This is a genomic window from Cohnella zeiphila, from assembly GCF_014212055.1.
In the GTDB taxonomy this organism is placed as follows: Bacteria; Bacillota; Bacilli; order Paenibacillales; family Paenibacillaceae; genus Cohnella; species Cohnella zeiphila.
In genome coordinates this window covers 485,183-511,956 of record NZ_JACJVO010000009.1, presented here as the reverse complement: position 1 = coordinate 511,956, position 26,774 = coordinate 485,183, and the positions used below count along the sequence as shown (strand labels likewise).

The 26,774-nt window shown below is 61.4% G+C and carries 26 protein-coding genes; 4 read left to right on the top strand and 22 right to left on the bottom strand.

Annotated features, from left to right (window positions below; all coding sequences use genetic code 11):
* Positions 1–17 precede the first annotated feature (17 nt).
* The 4 genes from cysK to H7C18_RS09370 form a co-directional block, all read right to left on the bottom strand.
* Entirely contained in the window at positions 18–935 is a 918-nt protein-coding gene (cysK, locus tag H7C18_RS09385) for a cysteine synthase A (protein WP_185128756.1), read from the bottom strand.
* Positions 932–1,453: a hypothetical protein gene (locus tag H7C18_RS09380; RefSeq protein ID WP_185128755.1), complete on the bottom strand. Its 522-nt coding sequence runs from the start codon at positions 1,451–1,453 to the stop codon at positions 932–934. The genes cysK and H7C18_RS09380 overlap by 4 nt, the downstream gene beginning before the upstream one ends.
* 114 nt (positions 1,454–1,567) lie before the next feature.
* Complete coding sequence (locus H7C18_RS09375; RefSeq protein ID WP_185128754.1) at positions 1,568–1,999, bottom strand: DUF350 domain-containing protein; 432 nt, start codon at positions 1,997–1,999, stop codon at positions 1,568–1,570.
* Positions 2,000–2,023: 24 nt separating this feature from the next.
* Positions 2,024–4,390 carry an endonuclease MutS2 gene (locus H7C18_RS09370; RefSeq protein ID WP_185128753.1) on the bottom strand — a complete coding sequence of 789 codons (2,367 nt, stop codon included), beginning with the start codon at positions 4,388–4,390 and terminating at the stop codon, positions 2,024–2,026.
* 148 nt (positions 4,391–4,538) lie between these two features.
* Between H7C18_RS09370 and H7C18_RS09365 the strand changes: the two genes are divergently transcribed.
* Entirely contained in the window at positions 4,539–4,901 is a 363-nt protein-coding gene (locus H7C18_RS09365) for a phage holin family protein (RefSeq protein WP_185128752.1), read from the top strand.
* Between the two features lie 158 nt (positions 4,902–5,059).
* Positions 5,060–5,452: a cupredoxin domain-containing protein gene (locus H7C18_RS09360; protein ID WP_185128751.1), complete on the top strand. Its 393-nt coding sequence runs from the start codon at positions 5,060–5,062 to the stop codon at positions 5,450–5,452.
* A gap of 82 nt (positions 5,453–5,534) precedes the next feature.
* Here the strand turns inward: H7C18_RS09360 and zapA are convergent, their stop codons facing one another.
* The 7 genes from zapA to H7C18_RS09325 all read right to left on the bottom strand — a co-directional run bounded on the left by zapA (position 5,535) and on the right by H7C18_RS09325 (position 16,143).
* Complete coding sequence (zapA, locus tag H7C18_RS09355; RefSeq protein ID WP_185128750.1) at positions 5,535–7,841, bottom strand: cell division protein ZapA; 2,307 nt, start codon at positions 7,839–7,841, stop codon at positions 5,535–5,537.
* A 144-nt stretch (positions 7,842–7,985) separates the two neighbouring features.
* Positions 7,986–10,436, bottom strand: coding sequence for a phenylalanine--tRNA ligase subunit beta (gene pheT / locus H7C18_RS09350; protein WP_185128749.1), 2,451 nt, complete (start codon positions 10,434–10,436; stop codon positions 7,986–7,988).
* A 22-nt stretch (positions 10,437–10,458) separates the two neighbouring features.
* On the bottom strand, positions 10,459–11,493 hold the full coding sequence (gene pheS / locus H7C18_RS09345) for a phenylalanine--tRNA ligase subunit alpha (protein WP_185128748.1): 1,035 nt from the start codon (positions 11,491–11,493) through the stop codon (positions 10,459–10,461).
* A gap of 695 nt (positions 11,494–12,188) precedes the next feature.
* The gene (locus tag H7C18_RS09340; RefSeq protein WP_185128854.1) at positions 12,189–12,779 is read right to left on the bottom strand and encodes a YcnI family copper-binding membrane protein; all 591 of its coding nucleotides are present in this window, start codon (positions 12,777–12,779) and stop codon (positions 12,189–12,191) included.
* 149 nt (positions 12,780–12,928) lie between these two features.
* Positions 12,929–13,609 carry a response regulator gene (locus H7C18_RS09335; RefSeq protein ID WP_185128747.1) on the bottom strand — a complete coding sequence of 227 codons (681 nt, stop codon included), beginning with the start codon at positions 13,607–13,609 and terminating at the stop codon, positions 12,929–12,931.
* Positions 13,572–14,447 carry a sensor histidine kinase gene (locus H7C18_RS09330; protein ID WP_185128746.1) on the bottom strand — a complete coding sequence of 292 codons (876 nt, stop codon included), beginning with the start codon at positions 14,445–14,447 and terminating at the stop codon, positions 13,572–13,574. The genes H7C18_RS09335 and H7C18_RS09330 overlap by 38 nt, the downstream gene beginning before the upstream one ends.
* Before the next feature lie 16 nt (positions 14,448–14,463).
* Entirely contained in the window at positions 14,464–16,143 is a 1,680-nt protein-coding gene (locus tag H7C18_RS09325) for a copper resistance CopC/CopD family protein (protein WP_185128745.1), read from the bottom strand.
* A 462-nt stretch (positions 16,144–16,605) separates the two neighbouring features.
* Here H7C18_RS09325 and H7C18_RS09320 point away from each other — a divergent pair, with 462 nt between their 5' ends.
* On the top strand, positions 16,606–16,920 hold the full coding sequence (locus H7C18_RS09320) for a hypothetical protein (RefSeq protein WP_185128744.1): 315 nt from the start codon (positions 16,606–16,608) through the stop codon (positions 16,918–16,920).
* A gap of 67 nt (positions 16,921–16,987) precedes the next feature.
* Here the strand turns inward: H7C18_RS09320 and H7C18_RS09315 are convergent, their stop codons facing one another.
* The 4 genes from H7C18_RS09315 to H7C18_RS09300 form a co-directional block, all read right to left on the bottom strand.
* On the bottom strand, positions 16,988–17,566 hold the full coding sequence (locus tag H7C18_RS09315) for a TetR/AcrR family transcriptional regulator (protein ID WP_185128743.1): 579 nt from the start codon (positions 17,564–17,566) through the stop codon (positions 16,988–16,990).
* On the bottom strand, positions 17,550–18,185 hold the full coding sequence (locus H7C18_RS09310) for a hypothetical protein (RefSeq protein ID WP_185128742.1): 636 nt from the start codon (positions 18,183–18,185) through the stop codon (positions 17,550–17,552). The genes H7C18_RS09315 and H7C18_RS09310 overlap by 17 nt, the downstream gene beginning before the upstream one ends.
* A gap of 107 nt (positions 18,186–18,292) precedes the next feature.
* The gene (locus H7C18_RS09305) at positions 18,293–18,877 is read right to left on the bottom strand and encodes a Uma2 family endonuclease (RefSeq protein WP_185128741.1); all 585 of its coding nucleotides are present in this window, start codon (positions 18,875–18,877) and stop codon (positions 18,293–18,295) included.
* Positions 18,878–19,013: 136 nt separating this feature from the next.
* A complete protein-coding gene (locus tag H7C18_RS09300; RefSeq protein ID WP_185128740.1) occupies positions 19,014–19,751 on the bottom strand; it encodes an SDR family oxidoreductase in 738 nt (245 codons plus the stop codon).
* A gap of 182 nt (positions 19,752–19,933) precedes the next feature.
* Here H7C18_RS09300 and H7C18_RS09295 point away from each other — a divergent pair, with 182 nt between their 5' ends.
* On the top strand, positions 19,934–20,842 hold the full coding sequence (locus tag H7C18_RS09295; RefSeq protein WP_238357565.1) for an AraC family transcriptional regulator: 909 nt from the start codon (positions 19,934–19,936) through the stop codon (positions 20,840–20,842).
* Positions 20,843–20,915: 73 nt separating this feature from the next.
* Here the strand turns inward: H7C18_RS09295 and H7C18_RS09290 are convergent, their stop codons facing one another.
* The 7 genes from H7C18_RS09290 to fur form a co-directional block, all read right to left on the bottom strand.
* Complete coding sequence (locus tag H7C18_RS09290; protein ID WP_185128739.1) at positions 20,916–21,884, bottom strand: aldolase catalytic domain-containing protein; 969 nt, start codon at positions 21,882–21,884, stop codon at positions 20,916–20,918.
* A 145-nt stretch (positions 21,885–22,029) separates the two neighbouring features.
* Positions 22,030–22,578, bottom strand: a complete 549-nt coding sequence (ssuE, locus tag H7C18_RS09285; RefSeq protein WP_185128738.1) for an NADPH-dependent FMN reductase — start codon at positions 22,576–22,578, stop codon at positions 22,030–22,032.
* Between the two features lie 106 nt (positions 22,579–22,684).
* Positions 22,685–23,347, bottom strand: coding sequence for a hypothetical protein (locus tag H7C18_RS09280; RefSeq protein ID WP_185128737.1), 663 nt, complete (start codon positions 23,345–23,347; stop codon positions 22,685–22,687).
* Between the two features lie 16 nt (positions 23,348–23,363).
* Positions 23,364–24,098, bottom strand: a complete 735-nt coding sequence (locus H7C18_RS09275; protein ID WP_185128736.1) for a hypothetical protein — start codon at positions 24,096–24,098, stop codon at positions 23,364–23,366.
* 90 nt (positions 24,099–24,188) lie between these two features.
* Entirely contained in the window at positions 24,189–25,406 is a 1,218-nt protein-coding gene (locus H7C18_RS09270; RefSeq protein WP_185128735.1) for an MFS transporter, read from the bottom strand.
* A 76-nt stretch (positions 25,407–25,482) separates the two neighbouring features.
* The gene (locus H7C18_RS09265; RefSeq protein WP_185128734.1) at positions 25,483–25,914 is read right to left on the bottom strand and encodes a MerR family transcriptional regulator; all 432 of its coding nucleotides are present in this window, start codon (positions 25,912–25,914) and stop codon (positions 25,483–25,485) included.
* A gap of 374 nt (positions 25,915–26,288) precedes the next feature.
* Positions 26,289–26,759: a ferric iron uptake transcriptional regulator gene (fur, locus tag H7C18_RS09260; RefSeq protein WP_185128852.1), complete on the bottom strand. Its 471-nt coding sequence runs from the start codon at positions 26,757–26,759 to the stop codon at positions 26,289–26,291.
* Positions 26,760–26,774 lie beyond the last annotated feature (15 nt).

Sequence of the window (26,774 nt, the reverse complement as noted above, 5' to 3'; positions counted from 1 at the left end):
TTTTTCTTCATTCTAGCTTAGAAAATCCCCATGCTCAAGTACCGTTCCCCCGTGTCGGGAGCGATGCAGAGAACGCGCTTGCCCGGTCCCAGGCGGCGAGCGACTTGCAGCGCGGCCCATACCGAGGCGCCGGACGAAGGACCGACGAGCAGCCCTTCGAGGCGGGCGAGCCGCCTAGTCGTCTCCAGCGCGTCTTCGTCCGTAACGCGGATGATCTCGTCATAAACTTTCGTATTCAGAATGGAAGGGACGAAGCCGGGGCTTGTCCCGACCAGCTTATGCGGACCCGGTTTGCCGCCGCTCAGCACCGGCGAGCCGTCCGGCTCGACGACGGCGATATGCAAGTTCGGCAGCTTGGACCTCAGCGTCTCGCCGGTTCCGGTAATGGTGCCGCCGGTGCCCGCGGTCGCGACGAACGCATCGAGCCGTCCGTCCGTCTGCTTCAGAATTTCCAGCGCGGTCGTCCGCCGGTGAATGTTCGGGTTGGCGGCGTTCTCGAACTGGTTCGGCATGAAGCTTCCGGGATGCTCGGCGAGCAGCTGTCTGGCCTTGGCAATGGCGCCCGGCATTTTCTCGGCGGCCGGGGTCAGCACCACTTCGGCCCCATAACCCCTCAGCAAAGAGATGCGTTCCGGCGTCATATTGTCGGGCATGACCAGGATCAGGCGATACCCTTTGGCGGCCGCTATCATCGCAAGGCCGATGCCGGTGTTGCCGCTCGTCGGCTCCACGATCAGAGAGCCCGGTCCGAGCAGCCCCCGCTCCTCCGCGTCCGCGATCAGTCCCGATGCCGCACGATCCTTGACGCTTCCGCTCGGGTTCATTTTCTCCAGCTTGACCAATACTTCCGCATCCCGGTCGGAGACCAGCCGGTTCAGACGAACGGCCGGCGTATCGCCGACCAGCTCGGTTACCGAACGATAGACCCGGCTCAACGCCCTTCACCCAAATCTTGGCTTAGCTTCTGGGCCATCCGGCCGCGGCCTTCCTCGGCCAGCGAATAAGTGACCGCAAAACAAGACGGGCACACGTACAGCGTAAGCGCGAACGGCGGAACGAGCATCGGTTCGCCGAGAAGCTCGGGCGAGCGGGGACGGAACGAATTCGCCCCGACGATCGTTTCCCCCGCCTCCAGCATATACTCGCGGCAGTGCGGGCATTCCGGCACAATCTCCTGTTCGTCCAGCAGCTTCTCGACCGTCTCTTCGTACAGCAGAACCGCTTCGTTTTTCTCGCGCAGCTCGTCGTCTTCCTCCCAGCCGGTCAGCGCTTCGTCGTCGTCATCGTCCTCCGGCTCGACCTCGGCATCTTCTTCGTCGATCCCGTCGATATCGACCGTCATCGTCCGGTAGCCGCCCAGCTCATTGTCGCACACCGGACAATAACGATCGGGTTCCTGGCCTTCCTCCAGCGGAATTTCGCTCTGGCACCAAGGGCATACGATAACCGCCATGTTAACCCTCCCTTATCATATAGATGACCCCGATCGCGAAAAAAAGGATCGCGCAGGCGAACAACGTACCCCACAAATATTTCATGACCAAACCTCCGCAGCGTGCATATTCCATTAGCCGTACGTTACCGCCGCCCCGATCAAGTAGGAGAGCGACACCGACAGGATCAAGGCGATCAGGCCGACCGCCCGATTGTCCTTGGCGATCTCCTCGTCGATCCGGAACACCGGGGTCAGGAACTCGAACAGAAAGTACCCGACGAGCAGCAGCAGAAAACCGATCAACGCCCACAGGAGACTTTCGTAGATCGAATCCTGCGCCTGGATGGAGAAGCGAAAAACGTTGCATATGCCGAAAATTTTCCCGCCCGTCGCCATCGCGACCGCCAGATTGCCATTGCGGATCTCGCCCCAGCAGTCGTACTTCGTCACCCATTCGAAGCAAGCCAGGCAGACGATCAGCATCAACACGCCGACCGAGAAATAGGCCAGCATCGCCGCGAGCGGATGAGACATTAAGGAATCGACCGCACCGGAGTTCTCCATCTCTTCTCCCGCACCTCCCGCTTATCAGACCAGCTCGGCCACGGTCACGCCGGCTCCGCCTTCTCCGTAGTTGCCGAGACGGAAGCTTTTGACGTGCTTGTGCTTGCGCAGATATTCCTGAATGCCGGTTCGAAGCGCACCGGTACCTTTGCCGTGAATCAGGTAAACCGTTCCCAAGTTGGCCAAAAACGCTTCGTCGAGAAAACGGTCCGTCTCGACCAGCGCCTCGTCGAGCGTCGTTCCGCGCAGATCGAGCTCCGTGGCGACGTTGTCGTCCCGCGTCCGCTTCACCGTGGCGACGTGGACGGCCGTTTTGGCGGGAGCGCCAGCTTGCTTTCCGGCCGGCTCCAGATCGGACAAGGCGACCTTCATCTTCAGAATCCCCAGCTGCACGAGCGCCTCGCCGCCGGAAGTCAGTTCAACGACGTGTCCTTTCTGCCCGCCCAAGCTGTAAACCTTCACTTCGTCGCCCGGCTCGATCTTCGCCGCCTTGCCTTCGGCTTTGCGGCGCGGCTTCTGTACCGGATCCGGCACCGATTCCTCCAGCCTCCGCCGGGCTTCGATCAGCTTGTGCTCTTTGACGGAAGCGCCTTCCTCCAACGCCAGCTTGCGCAGGTCGGAGATGATCTCCTCGGCTTCCCGCCGCGCTTTGGCTACCGATTGGCGCGCTTCCTCGCGAGCTTCTTCCAACAGCTTCGCTTTCTGCTCCTGGAACTTGAAGCGCTCTTCCTCCAGCTTCCGGCTGAGCTCGTCGGCTTCCCGCCGCACCCGCTCGGCCGCCTGGCGTTCCGATTCGGCGCTGCGGCGATCCCGTTCGAGCGAAGCGATCATCGAGTCGACCTTGAGCTCTTCTTCGCTCACTTCGCCTCGGGCATGGTCGATGATCTCCTTCGGAAGACCGAGCCGCTCGGCGATCGCGAACGCGTTGCTTCGTCCGGGCACGCCGACAAGCAGCCGGTACGTCGGCCGGAGCGTCGCCACATCGAACTCCATGCTCGCGTTGATCAGCCCGTCGCGATTATAGGCGTACGCCTTCAGCTCGCTGTAATGCGTCGTCGCGACGATGCGGCAGCCGATGCGGTGAAGGTGCTCGAGAATGGCGATCGCCAGCGCCGAGCCTTCCGCCGGGTCGGTGCCCGCGCCCAGCTCGTCGAGCAGAACAAGGCTGCGCGAGGTGACCTGGTTCAACATCCCGATCAAATTCGTCATATGGCTCGAAAAGGTACTCAGGCTCTGCTCGATGCTTTGCTCGTCGCCGATGTCCGCGTAGATGCCGTCGAACACGCACAGCGAGCTGCCGTCGTCGGCCGGCACGAACAATCCGGTCATCGCCATCAGGCTGAGCAGGCCGACCGTCTTGAGCGATACCGTCTTCCCGCCGGTGTTCGGCCCGGTGACGATGATGGCCGAGTAGTCCTCGCCCATCTCCAGGTCGATCGGCACGACCTGCTTCGGATCGATCAGCGGATGGCGCGCCCGCTTCAAGCGAAGCTTCCCTTCCCCGTTCATCGCGGGCAGCGTCCCGAACATCGAATCCGCCAACGCCGCCTTGGCAAAAATAAAATCGATATAGCCGAGCGATTCGGCGTCTGACGACAGCAGCTCCGCCTGAGCTCCGGTCAGTTCGCTGAGCCGCCGCAGGATGCGCTCGATTTCCTTTTGTTCCTTCAGCTTGGCTTCCCGGAGCTTATTGTTCATCTGCACGATCGCTTCGGGCTCGATGAACAGCGTCGCGCCGCTCCCGGATTGATCGTGGACGATCCCCCCGAAGTGCGAGCGGTATTCCTGCTTGACCGGAATCACGTATCGATCGCCACGGATCGTAATGAGCACGTCCTGGAGCATCTTCTGCACCGAAGACGAACGAATCATCGAGTCAAGCTTCTCCCTCACCCGGCCTTCCCCGACGCGGATTTCCCGCCGGATGGAGGCGAGTTCCGGGCTCGCGGAGTCCATGACGTCTCCCTGTTCGTCGATGCACCGGCGAATTTCGTCCTCCAACGGCTTGGCGTCGATAAGCGGCTCGCAGAGGTCGGCGAGCAGCGGGATGGCGATCTCATCGCCCACTTGGGCGGCATATTTGCGGATTCGCCTCGAGCCCATGATGAGCCCGGCGATATCCATCAGCTCCGACGGTCCGAGGACGCCGCCCAGCCTCGCCCGGGCCAAAGCCGGCCGCACGTCGGTCACGCCCCCGAACGGCGGACTTCCCTTCAGCGCGACCGACCGGACCGCCTCATCGGTCGCGGCCAGCCTGCGCTTCACTTCCGCAAGGTCGGAGGAGGGCCGCACCTTCCCGGCTTCTTCTTTGCCGAGGGAAGTTGCGGCCTTCTCCGCCAGTCGCGAAATGATTTTATCGTATTCCAGCGTGTAGAGCGCCTTGTCGTTCACGCGAGGTCCAACTCCTCTCTTCCCCATTATAGCTTACGCGCCGCCGCTTGCGAAACCTTCCACTCATAGCCTGGCGGCAACAGGATACACTATGCTCATGACCGGTGAGAACCGGAACGCCAAATCGGTATTGGAGGAGAGAAAACGCATGAATTTCCTCGGTCATGTGGTTCGTTTTGTCGTATCGGCGATCGTGCTGATGATCATCGGTTACATCGTTCCCAGCTTCTCGGTCGGAGGCTTCTGGAGCGCGCTGCTTCTCGCCGTGGTCATCGCCGTTCTGGGATGGATCATCGAAGGCATCTTCGGCAAACGGGTGACGCCGTTCGGACGAGGCATCGTCGGGTTTATCGTCAGCGTGGTCGTGATCTGGCTGGCTCAATTCGTTGTCGGCCACGTTCACGCGACTTGGCTGGGCGCGATTCTGGCCGCGCTCGTCATCGGGATTATCGACCTGTTCATCCCGATCGCGAACCCGTTCCGTGCCGCCCACAGCCACGACCGCGACTAATCCGCTCCGCCGTGCAGGCCTCCCCTAAAGCAGGGGAGGCCTTGCCGCGCGTTTGTCCGCTCAACCCGCCCCGTGCCCAGCCTCTTCCATTATGGTATGATTAGGCTCGGACGGGCCGCGTTCCCGTCGGAGATGAGAAACCGGAGGGGATTCGGGTCATGCACAAAAAATGGGCGATTTTGCTGACTGCCGCGGCGCTGGCGCTGGCGCTGTCGGCGTGCGGAGGAAGCGGAAGCAACGGGAACAATACTTCAGCGTCGGATTCGTCCGCGCCGGCTGCAACCGCCGCCTCGGAGCAGTTGGTCGTCAAGGCGTCGAATTGGCAGTTCGACAAGACGGAGTATACGATTCCGAAGGACACGCCGGTCGAGATCAAGCTGGTTAGCGAAGAAGGAGCCCACGGCCTGCAGATCAAGGACGCCGGCGTCAAGCTCAGCAACGCCAAAACTTCGCAGATCGTGACGCTTAAGGCCGGTACATACGAGATGAAATGCGATATTGTTTGCGGCACCGGACACCTGAACATGACGGCGAAGCTGATCGTCCAGTAAGTTCGCGAAATAATAAAGACGGCCGTGATCCCCGCATGCGAGGAAAATGGCCGTCTTTTCCGATTGGAGTCCTTGCGCGGACTCACGTTTCTTCTTCGAGCATATCGATCCATTCGTTGTATTCGCTTTGCAGCTTGGCGTATTCTTCCTGCAGCGCTTCGAATTCGCGCCGCACCGACAGCAGCTCCGTCTCCAGCCGTTCGGCCCGTTCCGCCTGCTCCTCAGCCTGGCCCTGCCATTCTTCGCTTCGGGCAGCCAGCTCGCGCTTCAACGCCTCGAGTTCTTCCGACCGTTCGGTCAGCTCTTGTTCGCGATCGGATACCAGCTTCGCATCCTCGGTCGCCACGATGGCGACTTGCAGCCGCATCTCCTCGAGCTCCCGCTCCGCCAACTCGGCAGCCAGGCGTCGACGCTCGGCTTCCTCGCCGAGCTCGGCCAGCTTCGTCTCCAGCATTCCGGCTTCCGCCTTCGCTTCTCTCCACTCCCGGTCCAACCGCTCGAGCCGTTCCCGCATCCGATCGGCCTCAGCCGACTCGCCCTTCTCCTGTTCGGCCAATTCCTCCAGCAGGCGGCTGAGCTCGTCCCGTTCCCGCTCTGCGCGCTCTCTAGCCGATCTCTCGGCCTTGTAACGGCTTGCGGCCTCGTTCTCGGATTCCTGCCATACTTGACCTTGCTCCTCGATCTCGCTTCGCAGACGCTCCGCGATCTCGGCAAGACGGGCATGTTCGCTCTCCAGACGCTCGCGAGAGAGGCGCCATTCTTTCTCCTTTTCTTCCCACTCGGCCAGCGCAGTCTCCATTCGGTCCCGCTCTTCCGACGCCAGAATACGCTCCGCTTCGAGATCCGACTCCAGCTTGCGAAGCTTTTCCCGGTTCGCCTCGTCCTGTTCGGCCAAGGAGCGTTCGCTGTCCGCCCGCAACGACTTGAGCTCCGCCTCCAGCTTGCTCTGCGCTTCCCGGAGCGACGCGGTCCGTTCGGACATTTCTCGTCGATGCTCCGCAAGCGCCGCCTCTAGCTGGGCTTCATGCTCCGATCGCAACTTCTCCAGCTGCGCTTCGTGATCCGTGCGCAGCTTCTCCAGATGAGCGTCGTGCTCCGCCTGCCTCTTCTCGAGCAGCTGGGAGTATTCGCCAAGCAGCGCTTCGGAACGGTTCGTCAGCAGCGTCCGCTCCTCTTCCAGCGCCGCATCCCGCTCTTCGTTCAGATCGCGGATTTTTTTCTCGTACGTCCCGATGCCGGCTTCGATCTCTTCGGCATGAGACGCCATGAGCAGCTGCACGTAATCCTCGTGCTCCTTCCGCAGCTCGTCGAGCTCGGACGCATGCCGCGCCTGGAGCTCCTCGAACTGCGAATCGCGCAGGTCGCCGACCCGCTTGATCTCCTCGTCCCGCGACGCGGCAAGCCGTTCTAGCTCCTCCCGGTGAGCGGCCGCGAGGCGGCCGATCTCCTTCTCGCCGGAGCTCTTCAAACGCTCGATCTCTTCTATGTACCGTCTGTCCGACTCGTCCCGTTCGGCCTTCGTCTCTTCCAGCTCCGCCCGAAGCGCCTCGGCTTCCGCCTGCAGCGCGGTCAGGCGTTCGCCCAGCTCGGTCCGAACCGACCGCAATTCCGCCTCGCCTTTCGAACGCGCGGCTTCCAGCTTGGAGATCTGCTCTGCCGCCAGCTCCTCGAGCTGGGATTCGTTCGCTTCCTCGAGCGTTCTCACCTCTTCGGCGTGGGAAGCGATCAAATCCTCCAGCTCCCGCTCATGGCTTGCGACCGCATCGGCCAGCGCCGCCTTCGATGTCTCGAGCTCGCTCCGGACAGAGGCAAGCCGCGCCTCGGCATCTTGCTCCGCTTTTCTCATTTCCGCGTCCCGCGCGGCCCGCAGCGCTTCCAGCTTGTCCTGGTGCTTCCGCTCGGCCGCCGCCAAGCGCTCCTCGCAGGAGGCGACCAGTCCCTGAAGGTCCTCGTCGTGCTTGCGCTGCCGTTCTTCCGCCTCGGAAGCGGTCCGTCGGGCAGCTTCCTCCAGATCGCCGAGCAGCCGGTTCCGCTCCGCGAGCCAATCCTCGCGGGCGGTCTCCAGTTCCTCGGACAAGCGCTTCCGTTCCGCGAGCCTCTCCTCGCGGGCGGCCTCCAGTTCCTCGGCCAGGCGCTTGCGCTCCGTCTCCTCCTGCAGCAGCCGCTCGTTCTCCCGACGGAGACGGAGCAGCTCGTCCGCCATGTTGACCGAAGCGAGCACACCAAGCTTGGAGAGATCCAGCCGCGGCGAGCCGTTCGCGATCTTGTTCATCTGCTCGCTTACCAGCGAAGCGACCCTTCTCATATGATCCGGGCTCGAATGGCCCGCAAGCGTATATTGCGTTCCGAATATGTCAACCGTTACGCGTGTCCGATCGTCTGCATTCACGGTTCTTACCTCCTCTATCCGAAAGAAAAAAATCGCAGCGAATTCATCGCGCGCCTCCTGGAAATCGGCCTTTCCGCCCGAACCGGGCAAAACGGCAATAATAGGCGTCATGATGTATTCGCTGCGGTTCCCGCCGTTTCCTGCTTATTTCCGCAGTTCGGCTCCGAAAGATTGTTCCAATTCTGCCAGGGCCAGACGATGCGCCTCCGCGACTTCCTCGTCGGTCAGCGTCCGCTCCGCGTGACGGTAGACGAGCGCCAGCGCCACGCTTTTCTTGTCCGCACCGAGCCGTTCGCCGGTATAGACGTCGAACACGCGGACCGACTCCAGCAAGTCCCCCGCCGCCTTGCGTACGGCGGAGACGAGCGCCGCGCCGGCCGTCTCCCGGCCGACGACGACGGCCAAGTCCCGCTCGACCGACGGATAGCGCGGCAGCGAGCGATAGACGATGCCGGCGCCCGCCGGCGCGTACACTTCCGCCAAGTCAATCTCGGCCGCGAACGCATCGCCCAGATCGAACTCCTTCTGCAGGTCGGGATGAAGCTGTCCGACGTAGCCCAGCGCGACCGGGCCTCCGTCCGTTTCCAGCTTCACGGCAGCCGTGCGTCCCGGATGGAAGCCTTCCGGCTGCGCCGCCTCGTACGAGACGCGGTCTCCGAGACCTAACCGCTCGAAAACGGCCTCGAGAACGCCTTTCGCTTCATAAAAGTCCGCCGGAGCGGCGGGCCGGTTCCAGGAAGCCGGAACGCGGCTGCCCGCCAGCAGGAACGCGAGCCGCGGCTTTTCCTGGGGAAGCTCGGCCAGCGGCAGCTCCTTCGCGTGGAACACGCTGGCGATCTCGAACAGCGCAACGTCGCCCGTTCTGCGGGACTGGTTGTACGCCGCCGCCTCGATCAGGCTCGACAGCAGCGACGTCCGCAGCAGGCTGCGCTCCTCGCTCATCGGCATCGCGAGCGGAATCGCCCGCACGCCGTCTTCATCTCCGTTCAACGAGGGGAACAGGCCAACCCGTTCGGGAGAGGTTACGTTGTAACAGATCGCTTCGTACAACCCGGCGCCGGCCAGGACGTTCCGCACTTCGCGGCGGATCGCCTGCGGCTTCGTCAACGCTCCGGTCGTCGTCGGCCCTTCGATCGGCGTCGTCGGAATTTCGTCGTAGCCGTGCAGCCGCGCCACTTCCTCGATCAGGTCGACGTCGCGGTAGATGCCGCCGCGGCGGGTCGGCACCGTCACGCGCCAGACGCCTTCCGCCGCCTCCTTCGCCTCGAAGCCGAGCCTCGACCAGATCGTGCGCACCTCGTCCGCCGGGAGCGACGTGCCGAGAAACCGGTTGACGCGATCCAGCGACAAGTCGACGGCAACCGGCTCCGGCAGCGAGACGACCGCTTCCGCAACGCCCTCCGCGGCCGTTCCGCCGGCCAGGGCGACCATCAGTCCGGCCGCGCGGTCCAGCGCTTCCGGCACTCGCGACGGATCGACTTCCTTCTCAAAACGCGCGGAAGCTTCGGAACGGAGGCCGAGCTGGCGAGACGTGCGGCGCACCGAGCCGCCGTCGAACCGGGCCGACTCCAGGATGATGTCGACGGTGTCCGCCGTCACTTCCGAGTTCAGTCCGCCCATGACGCCGGCCAGCGCGATCGCTTTCTCCGCGTCGGCGATGACGAGCATGTGCGGCTCCAGCTTGCGCTCCTGGCCGTCAAGCGTAACCAGAATTTCGCCTTCGCGCGCGAGACGCACTTCGATCCGGCCGCCGGCCACTTTCGCGGCGTCGAACGCGTGCAGCGGCTGCCCGTATTCGAGCATCACGTAGTTGGTGATGTCCACGATGTTGCTGATCGGCCGGACGCCGGCCGCGATCAGCCGGTTCTGCATCCACAGCGGCGAAGGTCCGATCTTGACGCCCCGGATGAGGCGGGCCGAATAGCGGGAGCACAGCTCCTGGTCCGCGATCGAGACTTGAACGCGATCGCTCGTCTTGCCTTCCGATTCGCGAAGCGACAAGTCCGGAAGACGAACCGGACGGCCGGTCAGCGCGGACGCCTCGTAGGCGACGCCGAGCATGCTCAGGCAATCGGAACGATTCGGCGTCAAGTCCAGCTCGAGCACGGAATCGTCCAGCGCCAGCACGTCCAGGATGTCTCGGCCGATTTCCGAATCCTGCGGCAGGACGTACAACCCTTCTTGCTGCTCTTTCGGCAGCAGCTTGTCGTTGATGCCGAGCTCGCGCGCCGAGCAGAGCATCCCTTGCGACTCGACCCCTCTCAGCTTCGCGCGCTTGATCTGCAGTCCGCCCGGAAGCTTCGCCCCGACCAGCGCGACGGGGATTTTAATGCCGGCGGCCGCGTTGGGCGCCCCGCATACGATCTGCAGATCCTCGCCCGTACCGGCGTCTACCGTGCACACGCTCAGCTTGTCGGCGTCGGGATGCTTTTCCCGCGTTTTGACATAGCCGACGACGACCCCGCTTACTCCCAGATTGCGGGACGGAACGGAATCGATCTCGATCCCTCCGCGCGTCATCATCTCGGCCAGCTTCTTCGGCTCGACGCCGTTCAGATCGATATATTCGTTCAACCAACGGTAAGATACGTTCATAGGTTCCGGTTCTCTCCTTTCCTCACATTCGGGCGAACTGCCCGAGGAATCGCAGATCGTTGTTGTAAAAATGACGGATGTCGTCGATGTCGTACTTCAGGATCGCAATCCGTTCGACGCCCATGCCGATGGCGAAGCCGGTTACTTCCTTCGGATCGTATCCGCCGTATTCGAGCACCTTCGGATGCACCATGCCGCAGCCGAGAATCTCGATCCAGCCGGTATGCTTGCACATCCGGCAGCCGCTGCCGCCGCATTGCGAGCACGTCACGTCCACCTCGGCGCTCGGCTCGGTGAAGGGGAAGAAGCTCGGGCGAAGCCGGATTTGCGTCTTGGGACCGTACAGCGCCTGCACGAACTGGAGCAGCGTCCCCTTGAGGTCGCTCATCCGGATATTCGGGCCGACGACCAGCGCTTCGATCTGATGGAACATGAACGAGTGCGTGGCGTCGTCGTCGTCGCGCCGGTACACCTTGCCCGGGCAGATGACTTTGAGCGGCGTTTTGCCGCCGGCGGCTCGCATGGCGCGGATTTGTACCGGCGACGTATGCGTGCGCAGCAGAATGTCGTCCGTCAGGTAAAACGAATCCTGCATGTCGCGCGCGGGATGGTTCTTCGGGAGATTGAGCGCCTCGAAGTTGTAGAAGTCCGTCTCCACCTCGGGCCCTTCCGCGATCTGGTAACCCATCCCTAGAAAAATGTCCTCGATCTCCTGCGTCACCTTCGTGAGCGGATGAATGCCGCCGCGAACCGGCTTCTTGCCCGGCAGCGTCACGTCGATCGTCTCCGCCTGCAGGCGGCGGGCCGTCTCGGCGCGATCGAACTGCTCCTGCTTCTCGGCGATGACCGCTTCGATCGCCGCGCGCACGTCGTTCGCCACCTGGCCGATCACCGGCCGCTCTTCCGCGCTCAGGGCGCCCATTCCGCGCAGAATCTCGGTGAGTTGGCCTTTTTTGCCAAGATAATGCACCCTCAGCTCGCTTAAGGTCCCGGGATCGGATACGGCCTGAAGCCGCTCGAGCGCCTCGCCCCGCAGTTGTTCCAACCTGTCTCTCATTACGCGTCTCTCCTTGTCCGGAAAAAATAAAAAAAGGCCCTTCTCCCCCCGCTAGGAAGGGACGAAAGGACCGTGGTACCACCCTTATTGGAACGTTCGCGCGCTTGCCTTATCGTTCGGCCGGCGTCCGGAGCGTTCCCGCTTGCGCGCGGACGTAACGGGCCGCTGCCGGTTCGCCTCTACTGCCGGCCCGCTCCTGACGGGCTGCCGGGTTCAAGGGACTGCTCCGGAGGGAATTTCGGCAGCCTGATTTCCTAGGAACGCTTCCAGTCCCGGCGTTCCCTCCCTGAGAGGAAGGCGCTGCTTACTTGTCTCCATCGTCGCATTTATGCGAATGTTAGGTTCCATTATAGGGGAATCCCGGGCCGACCGCAAGTGCAGGGGGCGTGGTCGGACGCCCAAAAGGCTCTTAAACGTAAAAAGGCTCCGCTTGTGTGCGAAGCCCCCGCCGTCTAACGCGATATAACCGCGTTAGATGATCGAAAACGGATTGCGTAAGTCTTATAAAGCGAAAAAATCGAGTTAAACAGCCGCTGAAGGCCTGCGACGGCCTTTTAGAGCGGAAAATTCGTGTTAATCCATGTCATAGGAGCTTTTGCAAAAGTTTAACACGGAAAAACCGCGTTAGATGCCTTCCGAAGCCTGCACCGGCCATTTAACGCGGAAAAATCGTGTTGTTCCGTGCCCCCGCCTTTTTACGCCTTGCGGCGGCGAAGAAGCGAAACCAGCAGCGCCAGAATGCCGGCGGCGGCGCCGACGATCGCGAGCGTCAGCGTGAGCGGATCGCGGTCCGTCGAGCCGGCCGCGGCGCCTTCGCCGGAAGCGTCCGCCGCCGTGACCGTCGTAACGGAAGCCGGGGTGTCGGCGTCGGGAGCGCCCGTCCATTCGACCACGCTTCCGTCGGAATAGGTCTGATAAGCTTTCCAGCTAAGCGAAGTCGCGTTGTCGGCCACTTTGCCCTGAAAGTTGAACTGGCCGAATTCCGTAGCGCCGAGACCGTCTCCGTCCGCTTTCCAGGTAAACGAAACGATTTTGCCGTCCGCGTCCTTCTCCGTCTCGTAGGTCCAGCCGGGCTTGGGCTCGAACCGGGAGACGTCGACGTCCGCCGGCACTTCCACCTTGACCTGGGTCGTAGCCGCTTCCTTCTCGGAGGGTACGCGCAGCGTAAACACCTGGTACGATCCCGCCGGCACCTTGCCCGGCTGAACCGTCACGTGCGCGCTGGCGACGCCGGCAAAGCCGAGCGCCAGAAATAACGCGAGCAAGATCGATACGCCTTTTTTCATCTTCATGGGAAACATCCGCCTCTCTCTGCATTCGTTCGGGATGTTCCCAGTATAGCCAACTCCCGGGCGGTCAGGATGACCAGAAAGGGCTAGGCGGAATTCGAACCGGTGACAAAATTGTTGCGGGGGAAGGCGCTTGGCGGAGACAGTCAGGAACGGTCGACCAGTCCGCTCTCGAACGCGTACCGGGTCAACTGCACCCGGTTGTCGAGATGCAGCTTCTGCAAAATGTTTTTGAGGTGGTTTTTCACGGTATGTTCGGACAAGCCGAGCTCGGACGCGATGTCGCGGTTCGTCCGGCCGCGGGCGACTTCCTGCAGAATCTCCGTCTCCCGCGGCGTCAAGCCTTCACGCAGGAGACCGTCCCGCGCGCCGCCCCGCTCCCGGGCGTCCGCGGCCATCGAGCGGCCCGCGAACTCGCGCAGGATCGACAGCGCCAGCTCCGGATTGAGCGGCGCCTCGTCGCTGGCGATCGCGCGCAAATATTCGCGCCAGGCTGCGGGGTTCAAGTTCTTGAGCAGGTAGCCTTGGGCCCCCTTCTTCAACGCTTCGAACAGGTGAGCCGGGTCGTCGGACACGGTCACCATGACGATCTTGACTTCGGGGTAGCGGCTTTTGATCGCCTTCGCCGCCTCCAGGCCGCCCATGCCCGGCATCGAGATGTCCATCAGCACGAGCTCCGGCGTCGCGCGGTCCATCAGGGCCAGCGCTTCTTCGCCGCTCGCCGCCTCCCCGACGACGAGAAAATCGTCGTCCTCGGACACGATCTCCCGCATTCCCTGCCGAGCGTGCTTATGATCGTCCACGAGCAGCACCCGAAACGGCTGCATCCCGATCCTCCCCTTTCTTCCGAAGCTCGGCGACCGTCCATTCGCCGCGCCGTTCCGCGACGAACGTCCAGCCCATCCGCCGCGCGCGGTCCCGCACCATGCGCAGACCGAACCGGCCTTGCGCCTGCCACGGGTCGCCCCGGAAACCGGTGCCGTCGTCCTCTACCGCGCAGCGAAAGCCCCCTTGCCCGTCCGGCTCTCCGACGACGACGACCGACCTCGCCCTCGCATGCTTGCGCACGTTGATCAGCGCTTCGCGCAAGCAGGCGTGAAGCTCCACCTTTTCCCGGTCCGTCAGACTGTCGTCCGGGATCGTCCACCGGAACTGCGCCCTCGCCTCTATGACGCCCGCCGTCTCCCCGAGCAGCTCGCGAAGCGGCCTCACCCACGCCGCGTTCTCGGACGACGGAGGAAGGCGCAAGTTCGCGATCGCCTGCCGCACGTCGTCGTTCACGTCGCGCACCGTCGCGCGAAGCTGTTCCGCCAGCTTCCGGACCGGCTCCTCCTTCGCCGCGCGGTCGAGCTGATCCAGCTTCACCGCCAGCAGGAACAGCGACTGCGCGATGCCGTCGTGAAGCTCTCCGGCCAGCCGCTCCCGCTCCTCCAGCGAAGCGGTCGACGCCTTTTCCCGCTGCAGCGCCAGCTGCGATTCCTCCAGACGCCGGAACAACCGAAGCACTACCGTGAGCGTGACCGCAAGCACGATAAAAGGAGCCAGGAAATTGCCCAGCTCCATCGACATATAAGGCAGCAGCAGCACGTGCCGCACGTATTCCCACAGGCCGATCGTCACCGTCGGCGTCAGCAGGATGAGCCATTTGATTTTGGTATCGCTCATCTCGCCGCCTCCCCGGTCAATAAATGCGGAAAGTCGTCTCTCTCACCAGCTCGTTGTCGGCCGAATCCGTCACCCGGATTTGCGCCATCCATTTGCCCGCGAACGGCAGATACGGTCCGCCGGCCTTGTACAGCTGCTTCACGAATCCCGGAAAATCGTCGATATCGTTCGTATCCTCATACGTTTCCAGCGGTACCTCGATAAAGCCGACGTCCTTGCGGTCCAGCGGCTGCAGCCGGAGCACCGTTTTTTTCGGAAGGCCGGTCTTCTCGGGGAGCCATACCTTGAGGCCGATCTCGTTGTCGCCCGGCGCGTTCGGAGAGATCTCCAGCGTCACGTGCATATCGTTGCCCATCTCGTGGTAATGGAGCGGCTCGTTCGCCGGCAGCGGGTTCTGGTAGGTCAAAATGCCGACCACGAGCACGATCGCCGCCAGCAGCCCGACATCGGCCCGCAGCAGCCCCGAAGCCGGCAAATGGCCTTTGCGCAAACGCAGCCGGATGAGGAACGCGGTCGCCACGACGAGCACGGACAGCCCCGCCTTCGCCAGCAGCCAGGAACCCCAGGTCGTGTAAAACAAATAACGAAGCGACGGCAAAAAGTCCAGCACGCTCAGCACGCCCGTGATCCAGAGCAGGAGGAACGAGATCAGCGCCCATTTGGAAAATAACAGCGCGAACCGTCCCGCTTCCGTGCGCTCTTTGCGCCAGACGAGCAGCAGCAGCACGAGACCTCCGCCCCAGACCGACGCGGCGGCCAAGTGGACGAAGTCCAAGCCGACGCTGTAGGAGATCGGATCGAAAGCGGCGGCGTGACCGCTCCACGCCTCCGCGAACAGCGCGACGGCAACCCAGAACGCGCGGGCATAGACGTTCATTCCGCGCAGCAGCGGGGCCGCTAAGGCCAGCAGCAGTTGGGCTGCGTACAGCTTGCCGACCGTCGTGCCGGTCAGAATTCGGCCCCACTCGGATATCGGATCGCCCAGCGCCAGGTTGTTGAGGCTCAGCACGACGTAAGCGAGCGTCGCGCACAGCTCGAACTTGCCTGCGAAGCCGATCGCCGCTTCGCGGGCGTCGCGAACGGCGGGAGACGCGGCCCGCTGCAGGCTCCACAGCAGCAAGCCGGCCAGCCCGAGCAGGCCCGCGTAATAGACGATCCGGGCGGCGTACAGAATGAAATCGCGTACCGTCAGCCCGCTGCCGCCGCCATGATCGTGGCCGGCATGGCCGACCTGGGCATGGGGATCGAGCGCGCTCGAATCCGGAAGCGGCGGCGGATTGCCGACCGTGAATACGTAAGCGCCGGACACCGGGTGTCCGTCCGCGGAGATGACGTCGTAGGTAACCGTGTAATGGTCTTCCTTCAGCTTCGGCAGCGTCAGCTTGAGTCCTTTGCCCTCCTGCGTCCGTTCCGCCTTGGCGCCGGTCACCGAACGGGAGGCGCTGTCCAGCACGAGAAGCTTGTTTTCGGCCGAATTGTCGAGCCGTTCGTTAAACAGCAGCTCCACATAAGCCGGACTCGTGTCCATCCGGGCGTCCTGCGTCGGCGTCGCTTTCTCAAGAACGGCATGGGCGTCCGCCGCCTTCGGCATCCACGCCGCCGCCAGCGCCAGCACCGCAATCAAAAGCGCGAAGCCGCGAATGAAACTTTCTTTCCTCCACCGGCTGCCGGCTTTCGGTTTCACTTTCGTCAACATCTGGATAAACCTCCCTGATTCCGACCGGCCCGCCGACGGCGGCAACGACGCCGCACGTCGCGCGGGCCCGAATGTCCCCCTCCATCGTACCCCGTTCCGAAGGACCGATCAACCGGCTCTTTTTCACTACGCCGGCCGGCCGATCAGGGACGATGGACAGGTCGGAAAGAGGCGGGCGGAGACGCCGAATAGGCATAACGACGGGGAAAACCCGGCAGCAAGCATAGGTAGGGCGGGTGGGAGAACGGGACGGAGCGTTCCAGGAGAAGTATGGCCATTTGATGACAAATAGGCGCGGCGGGGTTTGCCATCCCGTCCGATTCCGGCTACAATCAACAGAAAAACGCCGTCGCGCCCGCGATCGTCCCTCCGGGGACCGCCGCGATACGAACCTGCGCCGCCGGCACTGCGTCTATCATACACGCGGGGCCGATCCCCGCATTCCTAGGGAGAGAATCATCCGTGGAACATTACGATTTGGCGTCCTTGCGCCTGTCCCAGAACGAAGAATCCTGGGCGCTGGCCTTCGGAAAAGCCCGTCTTTCGGTCGTGAACGAATACGGAACCCGGTCCTGGTATGTCGACATCGACGGAATCTCCGACCGCGAGCTGCTCGAACGTTTCGCGAATACCGTGGAAATCGACGTGGTCGTCGAAGCCGTCACGATCGGAGGCCGCGTTCTCAAGGGCGACGGCTATTTCCACCCGAATCCGTGGCATGCGGCCGCCGCCATCCGCGGCGTAGGCGAACTGGAAGGCTACGCCTCCGCGCACTGAACGGCGTTCCATGGCATCGCATGAGACATCTCTCATGCGCCTCGCGAGCTGCCGGCGCTCCCCGAGACTAGGACCCCGCCGAGCGGACGAACAGGCCGAAAGCCAGATCCATCCGTTCCGGCAGCGGGGCCGTCTCCGGGTCGAGCGCCCAGGACATGAGCACGCCGTAGTAAGTCTGGATCGCGACCCGCGCGAGATCCTCGGCGTCGATATCGGCGCGGATTTCGCCCCGCTGCTGGCCGAGCTCGAGGATCGACGCCAGGTAATGCCGGAACTGCTTGCTTCGCTCCGCCTGCGCGCGTCCGACGTTCGGGCTGCCGTAAATGCCTTGGAACACGGCGCGGGTGACGGAAGGACTCATCGGATAAGAGTGGCAATAATCCATCAGACTCTGCCTCAAGTCGTCCAGCACGGCCCCCGGCAGTCCCCGCCTGCTCTCGATCTCCCTCGCGAGCAGCAGCCCTTGTAATTCGAGGATCAGCTCTTCTTTGGAGGAGAAATAGTTAAAAAACGTTCCCTTGGCTACCGAGGCCGCGTCGGCAATCATCTGCACGGTCGTCGCTTCGTACCCCTGCCGCTCGAAAAGCGTTACCGCCGCCTCGGTCAATCGGCTTCGGGTTAGCTTTTTCTTAGCCTCCCGATTCATGCCGTTCTTCCTCTTGGCGCCCGTCCAGACGAAGCAATCCGTTCAAATAGCGCATTAATATTTGCCATTCCAGCTGCTGCAAGCGTTCGAGCAGACGGAGGGACGCTTCGTCCCCGCCGCCGCTCTCCTGCATGGAGACGGCGTCGACGAACAGATAGGCGTTCCATTCTCCCTGCGTGCGGATCTTCTCCAGAGCCGAAGCGAGCGGGGCGGAGGCTTCCGCCGGGTTGTCGCTCTCGCCGAGCAGCCGGGACGCACGCGCCTGCAAGCCGTGGTATGCCGAATGCGCGCCCGCGCGGCGCACCCAGTATTTCGAGTTGGCGTAATCGCCTTCTCTTCGATGAACGATCGCGTGCACCCAATCGCACGTCGGATGTCCTTCGTGCGCCTGCACGAGCTCGTGGGCCCGATCCAGGCTGTCGTTCGCCAAGTACAGCGCCGCCGTCAGCGCATGCCCTTCCGCGGAATCCCGAAATTCCAGGTCCGAACCGTCGCGAAAAGCCGCGATGTCGCGATCCATCGCGAAGCTCCACAGCCGTTGCGGCGACAGCGGGGGCAGACTCGGCCGGTCCTGCAGCGAAGCCAGCAGCTTCTCCACCTGTTGCGCATTTGCCGGCATCGGAATTCTCCTCCATTCATTCGCTTTTACATCACCATAGTCGATTCGTCCCATTTTGTCGAGACCGCTCGCCCTATCTTCATCCATTCCGGCGGCCGACTTCAGCCCTATTGCCGAATATCGCGAAAAAGTTCCTTTACCGGAAAAGAAACGCACGGAAGCTTGTCCGATACGACCGAATCGTCGCCGTCGTACAGGTTCCGCAATTCGTAAGCTCCGTCTTCGCCAAGCCGGTACTGTTCCAGCGTTCCCGCCGCCGCGTCCACGATCCAATATTCCGCGACGCCATGCTTCGCGTAAGCTCTCGATTTGACGACCTTGTCCCTCTTGCGCGAATGGGGAGATAAAATCTCCGCGACAAGATCGGGAGGGCCCTCAATTCCACGATCCGTTACGATCGTCATCCTACTGCGGCGGACCATGAGAAGGTCCGGCTGAAGCACGGTCGTATCGTTTAAGATCACGTCGAGCGGAGCGACAAAGACCAAATAATCCGACTGACAGCTTTGTTTAAGTCTAAATAACAGCTCCACAGCCACCGTCTGATGGGACGCTGTCGGGCTGGGAGACATGAGCTCCAATACGCCGTCGATAATTTCGTAACGCTGCCCGTCGTCCGGCATCTCCGCATACATCTGATAGGTAACCCGACCTTCCCGTACTCGATCCGCCTCTTTTTTCTTCGAGTCCATATCCGCGCCCCTTCCTTGAAAAAAAATAACACCTCAGCAAAGAAACACTTGTCGTGTTCGGCTTTGTGAGGTGCTTCCCGAGTCGCTTGATGCTTATATTGATTATCTTGCAAACCGATTTTGATGTCAACGTCGTTCAGTTGAACCCGCCGTTTACGCGAATCGTCTGGCCCGTGATCCAGCGGGCTTTGTCGCTGACGAGCAGCTCGAGCGCGTTCGCGATGTCCTCCGGTTCGCCAAGCCGTCCGAACGCGTTCATTCGGCTGAACGAATCGACAAGCTCCGGCGATTTGCCGTTCAGGAACAACTCGGTCGCCACTTGTCCGGGGGCGATGCAATTGATGACGATGTCCTTGGGACCGAATTCCTTGGCCAGTTGGCGAGTCAACTGCTCGACTGCGCCCTTGGTGGCGGCATAGACGCTGTAAGTCGGAAGCGTCGCGCCCGAGACGGATGTCGAGAAGTTCACGATGGTCCCACCTGGCGCCATAAGCTTCATCGCTTGTCGGCAAGCGAAATAAGTCCCTTTCACGTTGATTGCGAAATGCCGGTCGAACAGCTCCTCCGTCATCTCCGCGATCGGCATGTTATTCATAATGCCCGCGTTGTTCACCAGGATGTCGACTCGCCCGAACCTTTCGAGCGTCTCGGAGAACAGCTTTTCCACTTCGCTTACCTTGCCCACGTCGGCTGATATGGCGACCGCTTCGCCGCCGGCTTGTCCGATCGCCTTGACGACCTCGTCCGCGCTCTCGCGATTCGAGGAATAATTGACGACCGTCTTCGCGCCGGATTGCGCCAATTGGATGGCAATTTGCCGTCCGATGCCCCGCGACGCTCCCGTGACGATTGCGACTTTTCCGTTCAAATTCATTTCTTCCCGCTCCCTTATCCGCGATTTTGTCCGATCGGCGAACCGTCTTGCCGATTTGCCCTTTTATTTTACAAGGCGGCTGCATCCGAACGTTAGACCGATTCTGTTCGTTCCTTGCCTAATTCTCTTCCGGCTTCCTATAATAAAAGTTACCATCTTTTATTGGACTGGAGCCGGCGCCTATGGATACTACGAACGATTCTCCAAGCATGAAGCCTCTTCTGCAGCAACTGGCGCTCCTGATACGCCGCCACGCCCCGGCGAACGGCACGCATCAAACGGCCCTGCCTTCTTTGTCGCTCATGAATGCCGAACGGCTGTCGGAACCGTTGGAGTCCGTGTACAAGCCATCGATTTGCGTCGTGGCTCAGGGGGCGAAGACAGCGTCGGTGGCGGACGAGACGCTTCGGTTCGATCCTTCGACTTACCTGATCACATCCGTCGAATTGCCGATTCTCGGCAGAATTGTCGAGGCGTCGCCCGAGATCCCCTATTTGAGTTTGAAGTTGAGCTTCGATGCCGACGTCATCCTGGAGATGGCGGAAAAATCGAATCGGCCCGCTTCCGTTCCGGAGGAACCGGGCCGCGGCATCGCCGTGAACCGAATGTCGCCCGCGCTGCTCGAAGCCGTGGTGCGGCTCCTGCGGCTGCTCGATGCACCGGACGACATTCCGGTTCTGTCTCCGCTCGTCATCCGCGAAATTGTGTACCGGATGCTTCAAGGCGAACATGGCGCGCTCCTCTACTCCTTTGGGATCATCGGCAGCCATGCGCACTGCATCGCTCAAGCCATCCGGCTGATCAACCTGCAATACGACCGCCCGCTGGCGATCGAGGAGCTTGCAAAGTCCGTGAACATGAGCGTGTCGGCGTTCCATAAGCATTTCAAGCGCGTAACGGCGATGAGTCCGCTGCAGTACCAGAAAACGGTGCGATTGCAAGAAGCCCGGCGATTGATGCTGGCGGAATCCGCGCAGGCTTCCGATGCGGCGTTTCGAGTCGGTTACGAGAGCGCGTCCCAGTTCAGCCGGGAATATGCCCGCATGTACGGGAAACCTCCAATGCGGGACGTTCAGGAGCTGCACGGTTGATCGCCGAATATGAAAAAAGGAGAACCGCCGCATCATCGGCAGTTCTCCTTTTTTGGTGATTCGCTAAGCTCCGTTACCCTTTCGGAAACGTCTCCGGCGTCGTCATCTTGTCGTAGAAATTCAAGTATTGGTCTTTCTCGGGAGACGCGCGCCACGCCATGGCCGAGCGCGGATGCTCGTCGAGCACGCCGGTGACCATGTACGGGATCAAATAGCCCCATTCCTCGCGCTGGCGCAGATCGACCATGTGGCGCTCGATCAGGCCGAGCAGCGGACGGAGGTTGTACTCGGCTTTGGGCAGCTTCGCGAGCAGCAATTCCGTATGGCAGTTGCCGGCGGCGCGGCCCATGCCGTAGACGGAAGCGTCCAGCAGCTCGACGCCCATCTCGGCCGCGACCAGCGTATTGGCGAGCGCAAGCTGCATGTTGTTATGGGTGTGGACGCCCAGGCGCTTATGCTTCAGCGCGCGGCGGAACTTCTCGACGAGGTAGCGGAAGTCGTCCGGATCCAGGCTGCCGTAGGAGTCCACGATATAAACGACGTCGATCGGGCTCTCGCTGATCATCGCGAGCGCTTCGGTCAGCTCGTTGTCCATTACGTTCGACAGCGCCATGATGTTGATCGTCGTCTCGTAGCCGCGCTCGTGGAACAGCGTGGCGAGCTCGATCGCCTTCGCCGTATCGCGCGCGTAGCAGGCGACGCGGATCAGGTCGAGCGGAGACTCGCTGCGGGGCAGGATGTCGTTCTCCTCGACGCGGCCGACGTCGACCAGCGCCGACAGCTTCGTTCTCTTTTTCTCCGGAATGACCTTGCGCAGGAAATCGTCGTTCAGGAAACGCCAAGGGCCCGCGTCCTCCGAGCCTTTGAGCAGGCGGGGCGAGTTCTTGTAGCCGACTTCCATGTATTCGACGCCCGCTTCGTTAAGCGATTCGTACAAATCCTGAACGAATTGTACGCTGAAATCCCAATTGTTGACGAGGCCGCCGTCGCGGATCGTGCAGTCGACGATCTTGCAGTGGGCCGTCTTGCTGTGTACGGTCATGAATTCTGACTCCTTTGCCGATAACGTTCGAAAATGCGGATATGCTACCTAGTTTATAACGAAATCGGCCGTTTTAACAAGAGAACATGAGAGATCGGGCAGCCCAAAAGCCTGATTTTTTGCCCGAATCGGGCCAAGGAATCTCTCAGGAACGTTCCCCGGTCTGAAGCGCGACTTCCTCCAGCAGCTGCCGGACGGAATCGTCCAGGCGCGAAGCGATCTCTTCCGCGATGACGGCCGTGCCGTCGTCCTTCCGTTCCACCTGGGTATCGAGGACGAACACGCCGGCCAGAATGTTCCGCGGAGCCATCGTGGACAATACCGGCTTCATGGCGAAGTCGATCGACAGCAGGTGCGCAATCGTGCCTCCGATGGCGATCGGAAGAACGACTTTCTTGCTCAGCCCTTTCTGCGGAAGCATGTCGAGGTATGCTTTCAGAACGCCGGGAAAGGAAGCCTTGAACACGGGCGTCGCGACGATGACGCCGTCCGCTTCCTCCACGATGCGGTTCGCCGCTTGAATCGCTTCGCTGTCGAAGCGCACGTGCAGCAAATCTTCGGCGGGCAAGTCCCGCACGGTGAGAACGGTGATGTCGACTCCCGCTTCCCTCACGACCGCCAGCACCCGGTCCAGCACGTAGTTGAGCCTCGATTTTTCCATGGGACTGCCCATCAATGCAACGATCTTGGCCATCTTCATCACAATCCTTTTCTTCTGCCGTTCCTCTATATCCGATTTGCAGGCTCGGAATTTCTCCCATTATAATCCGGGCCGAACGAAAGCGTCAACCGCAAGTCCGTTAGGACGACGCAGGGCTCGCGCCCGGAACCGGCCGGTAAGCGGCCTCGGCTTCCTCCACCTTCTCCTCGTTGGCTGCCAGCGTATCGCTGCTGCCGAAGACGATCAGTTCTTTCCCGTTGGACAGGCGAAGCTCCAGTTCCTTCGTCTCCGGCACGAACCGCATGCGGAACGCGAAAGACGCCGGCTCGGTCTTCGTATCCGCCTGAAGGGCGCCGAACACAAGCTCCCTGTCACCCGACAGGGAAGCCGTCCGCATAACCGACGTCTGATCGAGGGTAAACGGAATGTCCCGCTTCCCGACGGTAAGCGTGCCGGATCCTTCGGCGATCAGGAAGTCGCCCCGCTTGTCGAGGCGAAAGCCGATGCGAATGCTCGCGTCCAGACGGCCCGGGGCGATATAAAGAGGATTGTCCTCGCCCATCGGCTCCAGCTTCGCTCCTTCCGGCGGCGGTTCGGTCCGATCCGCCTTCAATTCGAACGAGTCGGCCGCAGGAGCCGTCTCGGAGGCTGCCGGTGCGGCCGATTCCGTCGAGCCCGGCGAAGCCGCAAAACCCGATGCCGACGGCATTCCTTCTCCGCCGTCTTCCCTTCCGCACGCGGAGAGAAGCAGCGCAGCTGCGGTCAAGACCGCCCAAATCGATTTTTTCCGCCTTCGTGCCAAGCCGTTCATCCTTTCCTCATGCCAGCGGTTCAAACAGGGCGATTTGCCTTTTGCCGACTTTCAGATGCTGGAGCCGTCTGAACTTCCCGTGCGCCAGCTTCTGTCCCTTGTCCGCGACGACCGCCAGAACGGATCGGGACGGTATCATCGTTCGGCGAACCGTCTCGAACCATTCCGGCAGCGGGTCCCGGCTCTCGCTCCGCCATTCGGCCAGATTGCCGTAAGGAAGGTCCGTCATCACGAGATGCACGCCGCCGGGCATGTCCGCACGGTTCTCCGGCGACGTGGCATCCGCTTGAAACGTGGCGATCCGCTCGATTCCGGACGAACGGATTCTCTCGTCCAGCTCCTCCGCGCTGGCCAGCGCCTCGCGATGAGACGTTTTGCCGTACAGCTCGTATAACTTCCTAAGCTGATCTTTGCGCCGATCCAATCCGTCCTTCGTCAACAGCGACAAGTTCTGCGCGGCAATGCCGAGCGCTTCGCCGTCCACGTCGGAGCCCTGCAAGCTTCCGATCCGCGGGCCATGCAGCAGCCCGACGACGGTCAGCAGATAACCGCCGCCGCAGCAAGGGTCGTATACGGAATAAGGGCCCGGCTCGCCTTTGCCCTCCAGGATGCGAAAGCATCTTTGGGCAATCTCGCTGGCGAGCCGGACCGGGAACGCCGTCGTCCCGCGGGCGTTGTACAGAACCCTTCCGCTGGCGAACGTCTCGTAATTCCGCGGAACGGTCTCGAATAAATAGTCCACTTGGCGCTTCACCTCGTCATTTGAACACCATTATAACCGATGGAAGCGCCGAAAGCGGAATTTCCTTTTAAAGCGCGCTCGCGCCTGTCGTCAATGCGCGGCCGTCGTTCGGTCGATATGCTTCAAGTGACGGCGGCGGACCCAGAGGACAAGCACGCCGAGGATGACCATGAACGCGCCGAAGTAGAACGGCGTCTCTTGCTTGTACCATTCGGCGAGCTTGCCGGCCAGCCAAGGCGAGATGCCGCCGCCGAGGAATCGAACGAAGCTGTAAGCGGCGGATGCGGTGGATCGCTCCACCGGAGCGGCCTGCATGACCGCCGTCGTGATGAGCGTATTGTTGATCCCGAGGAAAAGACCTGCGACGATGACCGCGACAATGACGGTATCCGGCGAGCCGTTGACCGTACCGATAGCCATCGCCGCCAGATCGAGCGCGAACAGGAACAGCATCGCGCACATCGACGCGACGAGCGAGAACCGCTTTTGCACCCAAGGAGCGATAAAGACCGACGCGATCGCCAGCAGGATGCCCCAGCCGAAAAAGACGTAGCCGAGCCCGTGTTCGTCCAGATCCATTACATACGGAGAGTAAGCCATCAGCGTAAAGAAGCCGAAGTTGTACAGGAACGCGACGATTCCTAGCGTCAGCAACGCCGGAAAACCGAGCGCTTTGAACGGATCCGCCAGCGTCGTCTTGTTGGTCGGCTTCGGCAGCTTCGGAAGCATGAACAGAATGAACAGGAAGCCGATGAGCATCAGGGCGCTGACGCCGAAGAACGGACCTTTCCATGAGATCGATCCGAGCTCGCCGCCCAGCAGCGGGCCGACGGAGATGCCGAGCCCGAGCGCCGCTTCGTACAGAATGATCGCCTTGGCCGTTCCCGACTTCGACAGGCCGACGATGGCCGATAGCGCCGTCGCGATGAACAGCGCGTTGCCGAGCCCCCAACCGGCCCGGTAGCCGACGATGCCGCCGATGGTTCCCGACGTGCCGCCGAGTGCCGCGAACACGATGATGAACAGAATGCCGGTAAGCAGCGTCCACTTGATGCCGAGGCGGCTGGATACCATGCCGGTGATGAGCATGGCGATGCCGGTGACGAGGTTGTAGCTCGTAAACAAAAGCGACACCTGGCTGGGCGTCGCGTGAAGGTCGCTCGCGATCGCCGGCAGGATGGGGTCGACGAGGCCAAGCCCCATGAAAGAGATGACGCACGCGAAGGCGACGGCCCAGACGGCTTTGGGCTGAGACAGCAGCCCGCCTCCGCTCTTGCGTTGTTCGATGGCCGAATGATCCGAATTCATGATACGATTTGCCTCCCCTAAGCTGATCAGTATGCGTCAAAAGCCGACAAGGGCCATAAAAAAGAGCCCTGACGGGCTATTTCATCGAGTCCAGCCGAACGCGAATTCGTTCTCTAAGCTCTTCGAATTCGCTTTTGATCGCCATAATATTTTTCATCTTGGCTTCAATGAGTTCCAATTGCTTGACCAGCGTCTCGTCCATGTCGCGGAGCAGTTCCTTGCGCCGGTCTTCCGACAACGTATCCGTCAATTTGCGATAATGCTGCCGCTTCTCCTCAAGCATGTCCGAGGTGCTCATATAAAGCTGAAGCTCCTGCAAGGAAAAGCCGAGCGCATCCCGAGCCCGGATCAGCTTGTTCAGGATATCGATGTGATGACTCGTATAAAGCCGCATCCCGCCTTCGCTGCGCTGGGGAGCGGGCAGCAGGCCGATCTCCTCGTAATAACGGATCGTCCGTTTGGTCAGTCCGCTTTCCTTGGCGACTTCGTCGATTTTGTAAAAATCCATGCCATCCCCCCGATTCAAAAACCTTACACAATCATTGTAGCTTTTCTTAACGTTAACGTCAACGTTAAATTCTAAATCGGGTTCTTGTTGCTATCGTTTCGATTCCGTCGTTCCGTTATTCGTCCCCGATCGAATCCTCGCTGCGCCCAGAACAAATCCCCCCAAAAGTGAAGCGATGCTCTGAAGTTAAATCCGATTCCTTTTGGGGGAGCCCCCGGTTATCCACAGGAAATTTAATCGCATCATTTCCTAAACAATAAAAAAGAAGACGTTCCCGATCGGAACGCCTTCCTGCGATGTTTATGCATTTCTCCTGACGAATCGGCAACTTATCCGATCGTCCGCCATTCGGCCGAACGTCGGTTTGAGTCCGCTCAAGAGACCGCTTTGCAGTCTTTCTCCCGCTCTTTGGCTCCGCATTCCTTGCATATGCCTTGAAAATCGAGCCGGTGATCCAGTACGGTAAAACCGAACTCCCGCTCGATCCGATTCTCCATCGGCATCAGCCAGTCGTCCTTGATCTCCTCCACCGCTCCGCAGCGGGTACAGATCAGATGATGATGCATGTGCGGCTGGTCTTCGCTCCGCAGATCGAAGCGGGCGCCGCCGTCGCCGAAATTGATTTTCTCGACGATATGAAGCTCGCTCAGCAGCTCCAGCGAACGGTACACCGTAGCCAAACCGATGTTCGGGTACTTGTCCTTGACCAGCATGAACACTTCTTCCGCGTTTAGGTGGTCCCGCTCGTTCTCCAGCAGCACGCGCAAAGTCGCTTCCCGCTGCGGAGTCAATTTATAGCCTTTATTGAGCAATTGCCGATTAATCCTGCCGATATTCTCGTCAATGGTCATGGTATCGCC

What these genes read in the sequence shown, in the direction of transcription:
- H7C18_RS09300 (WP_185128740.1), bottom strand. Translation starts at nt 19,751, where the DNA reads ATGAATTTGAACGGAAAAGTCGCAATCGTCACGGGAGCGTCGCGGGGC.
- H7C18_RS09315 (WP_185128743.1), bottom strand. Translation starts at nt 17,566, where the DNA reads ATGAATCGGGAGGCTAAGAAAAAGCTAACCCGAAGCCGATTGACCGAG.
- pheS (WP_185128748.1), bottom strand. Translation starts at nt 11,493, where the DNA reads ATGAGAGACAGGTTGGAACAACTGCGGGGCGAGGCGCTCGAGCGGCTT.
- H7C18_RS09310 (WP_185128742.1), bottom strand. Translation starts at nt 18,185, where the DNA reads ATGCCGGCAAATGCGCAACAGGTGGAGAAGCTGCTGGCTTCGCTGCAG.
- ssuE (WP_185128738.1), bottom strand. Translation starts at nt 22,578, where the DNA reads ATGGCCAAGATCGTTGCATTGATGGGCAGTCCCATGGAAAAATCGAGG.
- H7C18_RS09330 (WP_185128746.1), bottom strand. Translation starts at nt 14,447, where the DNA reads ATGAGCGATACCAAAATCAAATGGCTCATCCTGCTGACGCCGACGGTG.
- H7C18_RS09325 (WP_185128745.1), bottom strand. Translation starts at nt 16,143, where the DNA reads ATGTTGACGAAAGTGAAACCGAAAGCCGGCAGCCGGTGGAGGAAAGAA.
- H7C18_RS09335 (WP_185128747.1), bottom strand. Translation starts at nt 13,609, where the DNA reads ATGCAGCCGTTTCGGGTGCTGCTCGTGGACGATCATAAGCACGCTCGG.
- pheT (WP_185128749.1), bottom strand. Translation starts at nt 10,436, where the DNA reads ATGAACGTATCTTACCGTTGGTTGAACGAATATATCGATCTGAACGGC.
- H7C18_RS09365 (WP_185128752.1), top strand. Translation starts at nt 4,539, where the DNA reads ATGAATTTCCTCGGTCATGTGGTTCGTTTTGTCGTATCGGCGATCGTG.
- H7C18_RS09295 (WP_238357565.1), top strand. Translation starts at nt 19,934, where the DNA reads ATGGATACTACGAACGATTCTCCAAGCATGAAGCCTCTTCTGCAGCAA.
- H7C18_RS09340 (WP_185128854.1), bottom strand. Translation starts at nt 12,779, where the DNA reads ATGAAAAAAGGCGTATCGATCTTGCTCGCGTTATTTCTGGCGCTCGGC.
- H7C18_RS09380 (WP_185128755.1), bottom strand. Translation starts at nt 1,453, where the DNA reads ATGGCGGTTATCGTATGCCCTTGGTGCCAGAGCGAAATTCCGCTGGAG.
- H7C18_RS09305 (WP_185128741.1), bottom strand. Translation starts at nt 18,877, where the DNA reads ATGGACTCGAAGAAAAAAGAGGCGGATCGAGTACGGGAAGGTCGGGTT.
- H7C18_RS09375 (WP_185128754.1), bottom strand. Translation starts at nt 1,999, where the DNA reads ATGGAGAACTCCGGTGCGGTCGATTCCTTAATGTCTCATCCGCTCGCG.
- H7C18_RS09360 (WP_185128751.1), top strand. Translation starts at nt 5,060, where the DNA reads ATGCACAAAAAATGGGCGATTTTGCTGACTGCCGCGGCGCTGGCGCTG.
- H7C18_RS09265 (WP_185128734.1), bottom strand. Translation starts at nt 25,914, where the DNA reads ATGGATTTTTACAAAATCGACGAAGTCGCCAAGGAAAGCGGACTGACC.
- H7C18_RS09290 (WP_185128739.1), bottom strand. Translation starts at nt 21,884, where the DNA reads ATGACCGTACACAGCAAGACGGCCCACTGCAAGATCGTCGACTGCACG.
- H7C18_RS09270 (WP_185128735.1), bottom strand. Translation starts at nt 25,406, where the DNA reads ATGAATTCGGATCATTCGGCCATCGAACAACGCAAGAGCGGAGGCGGG.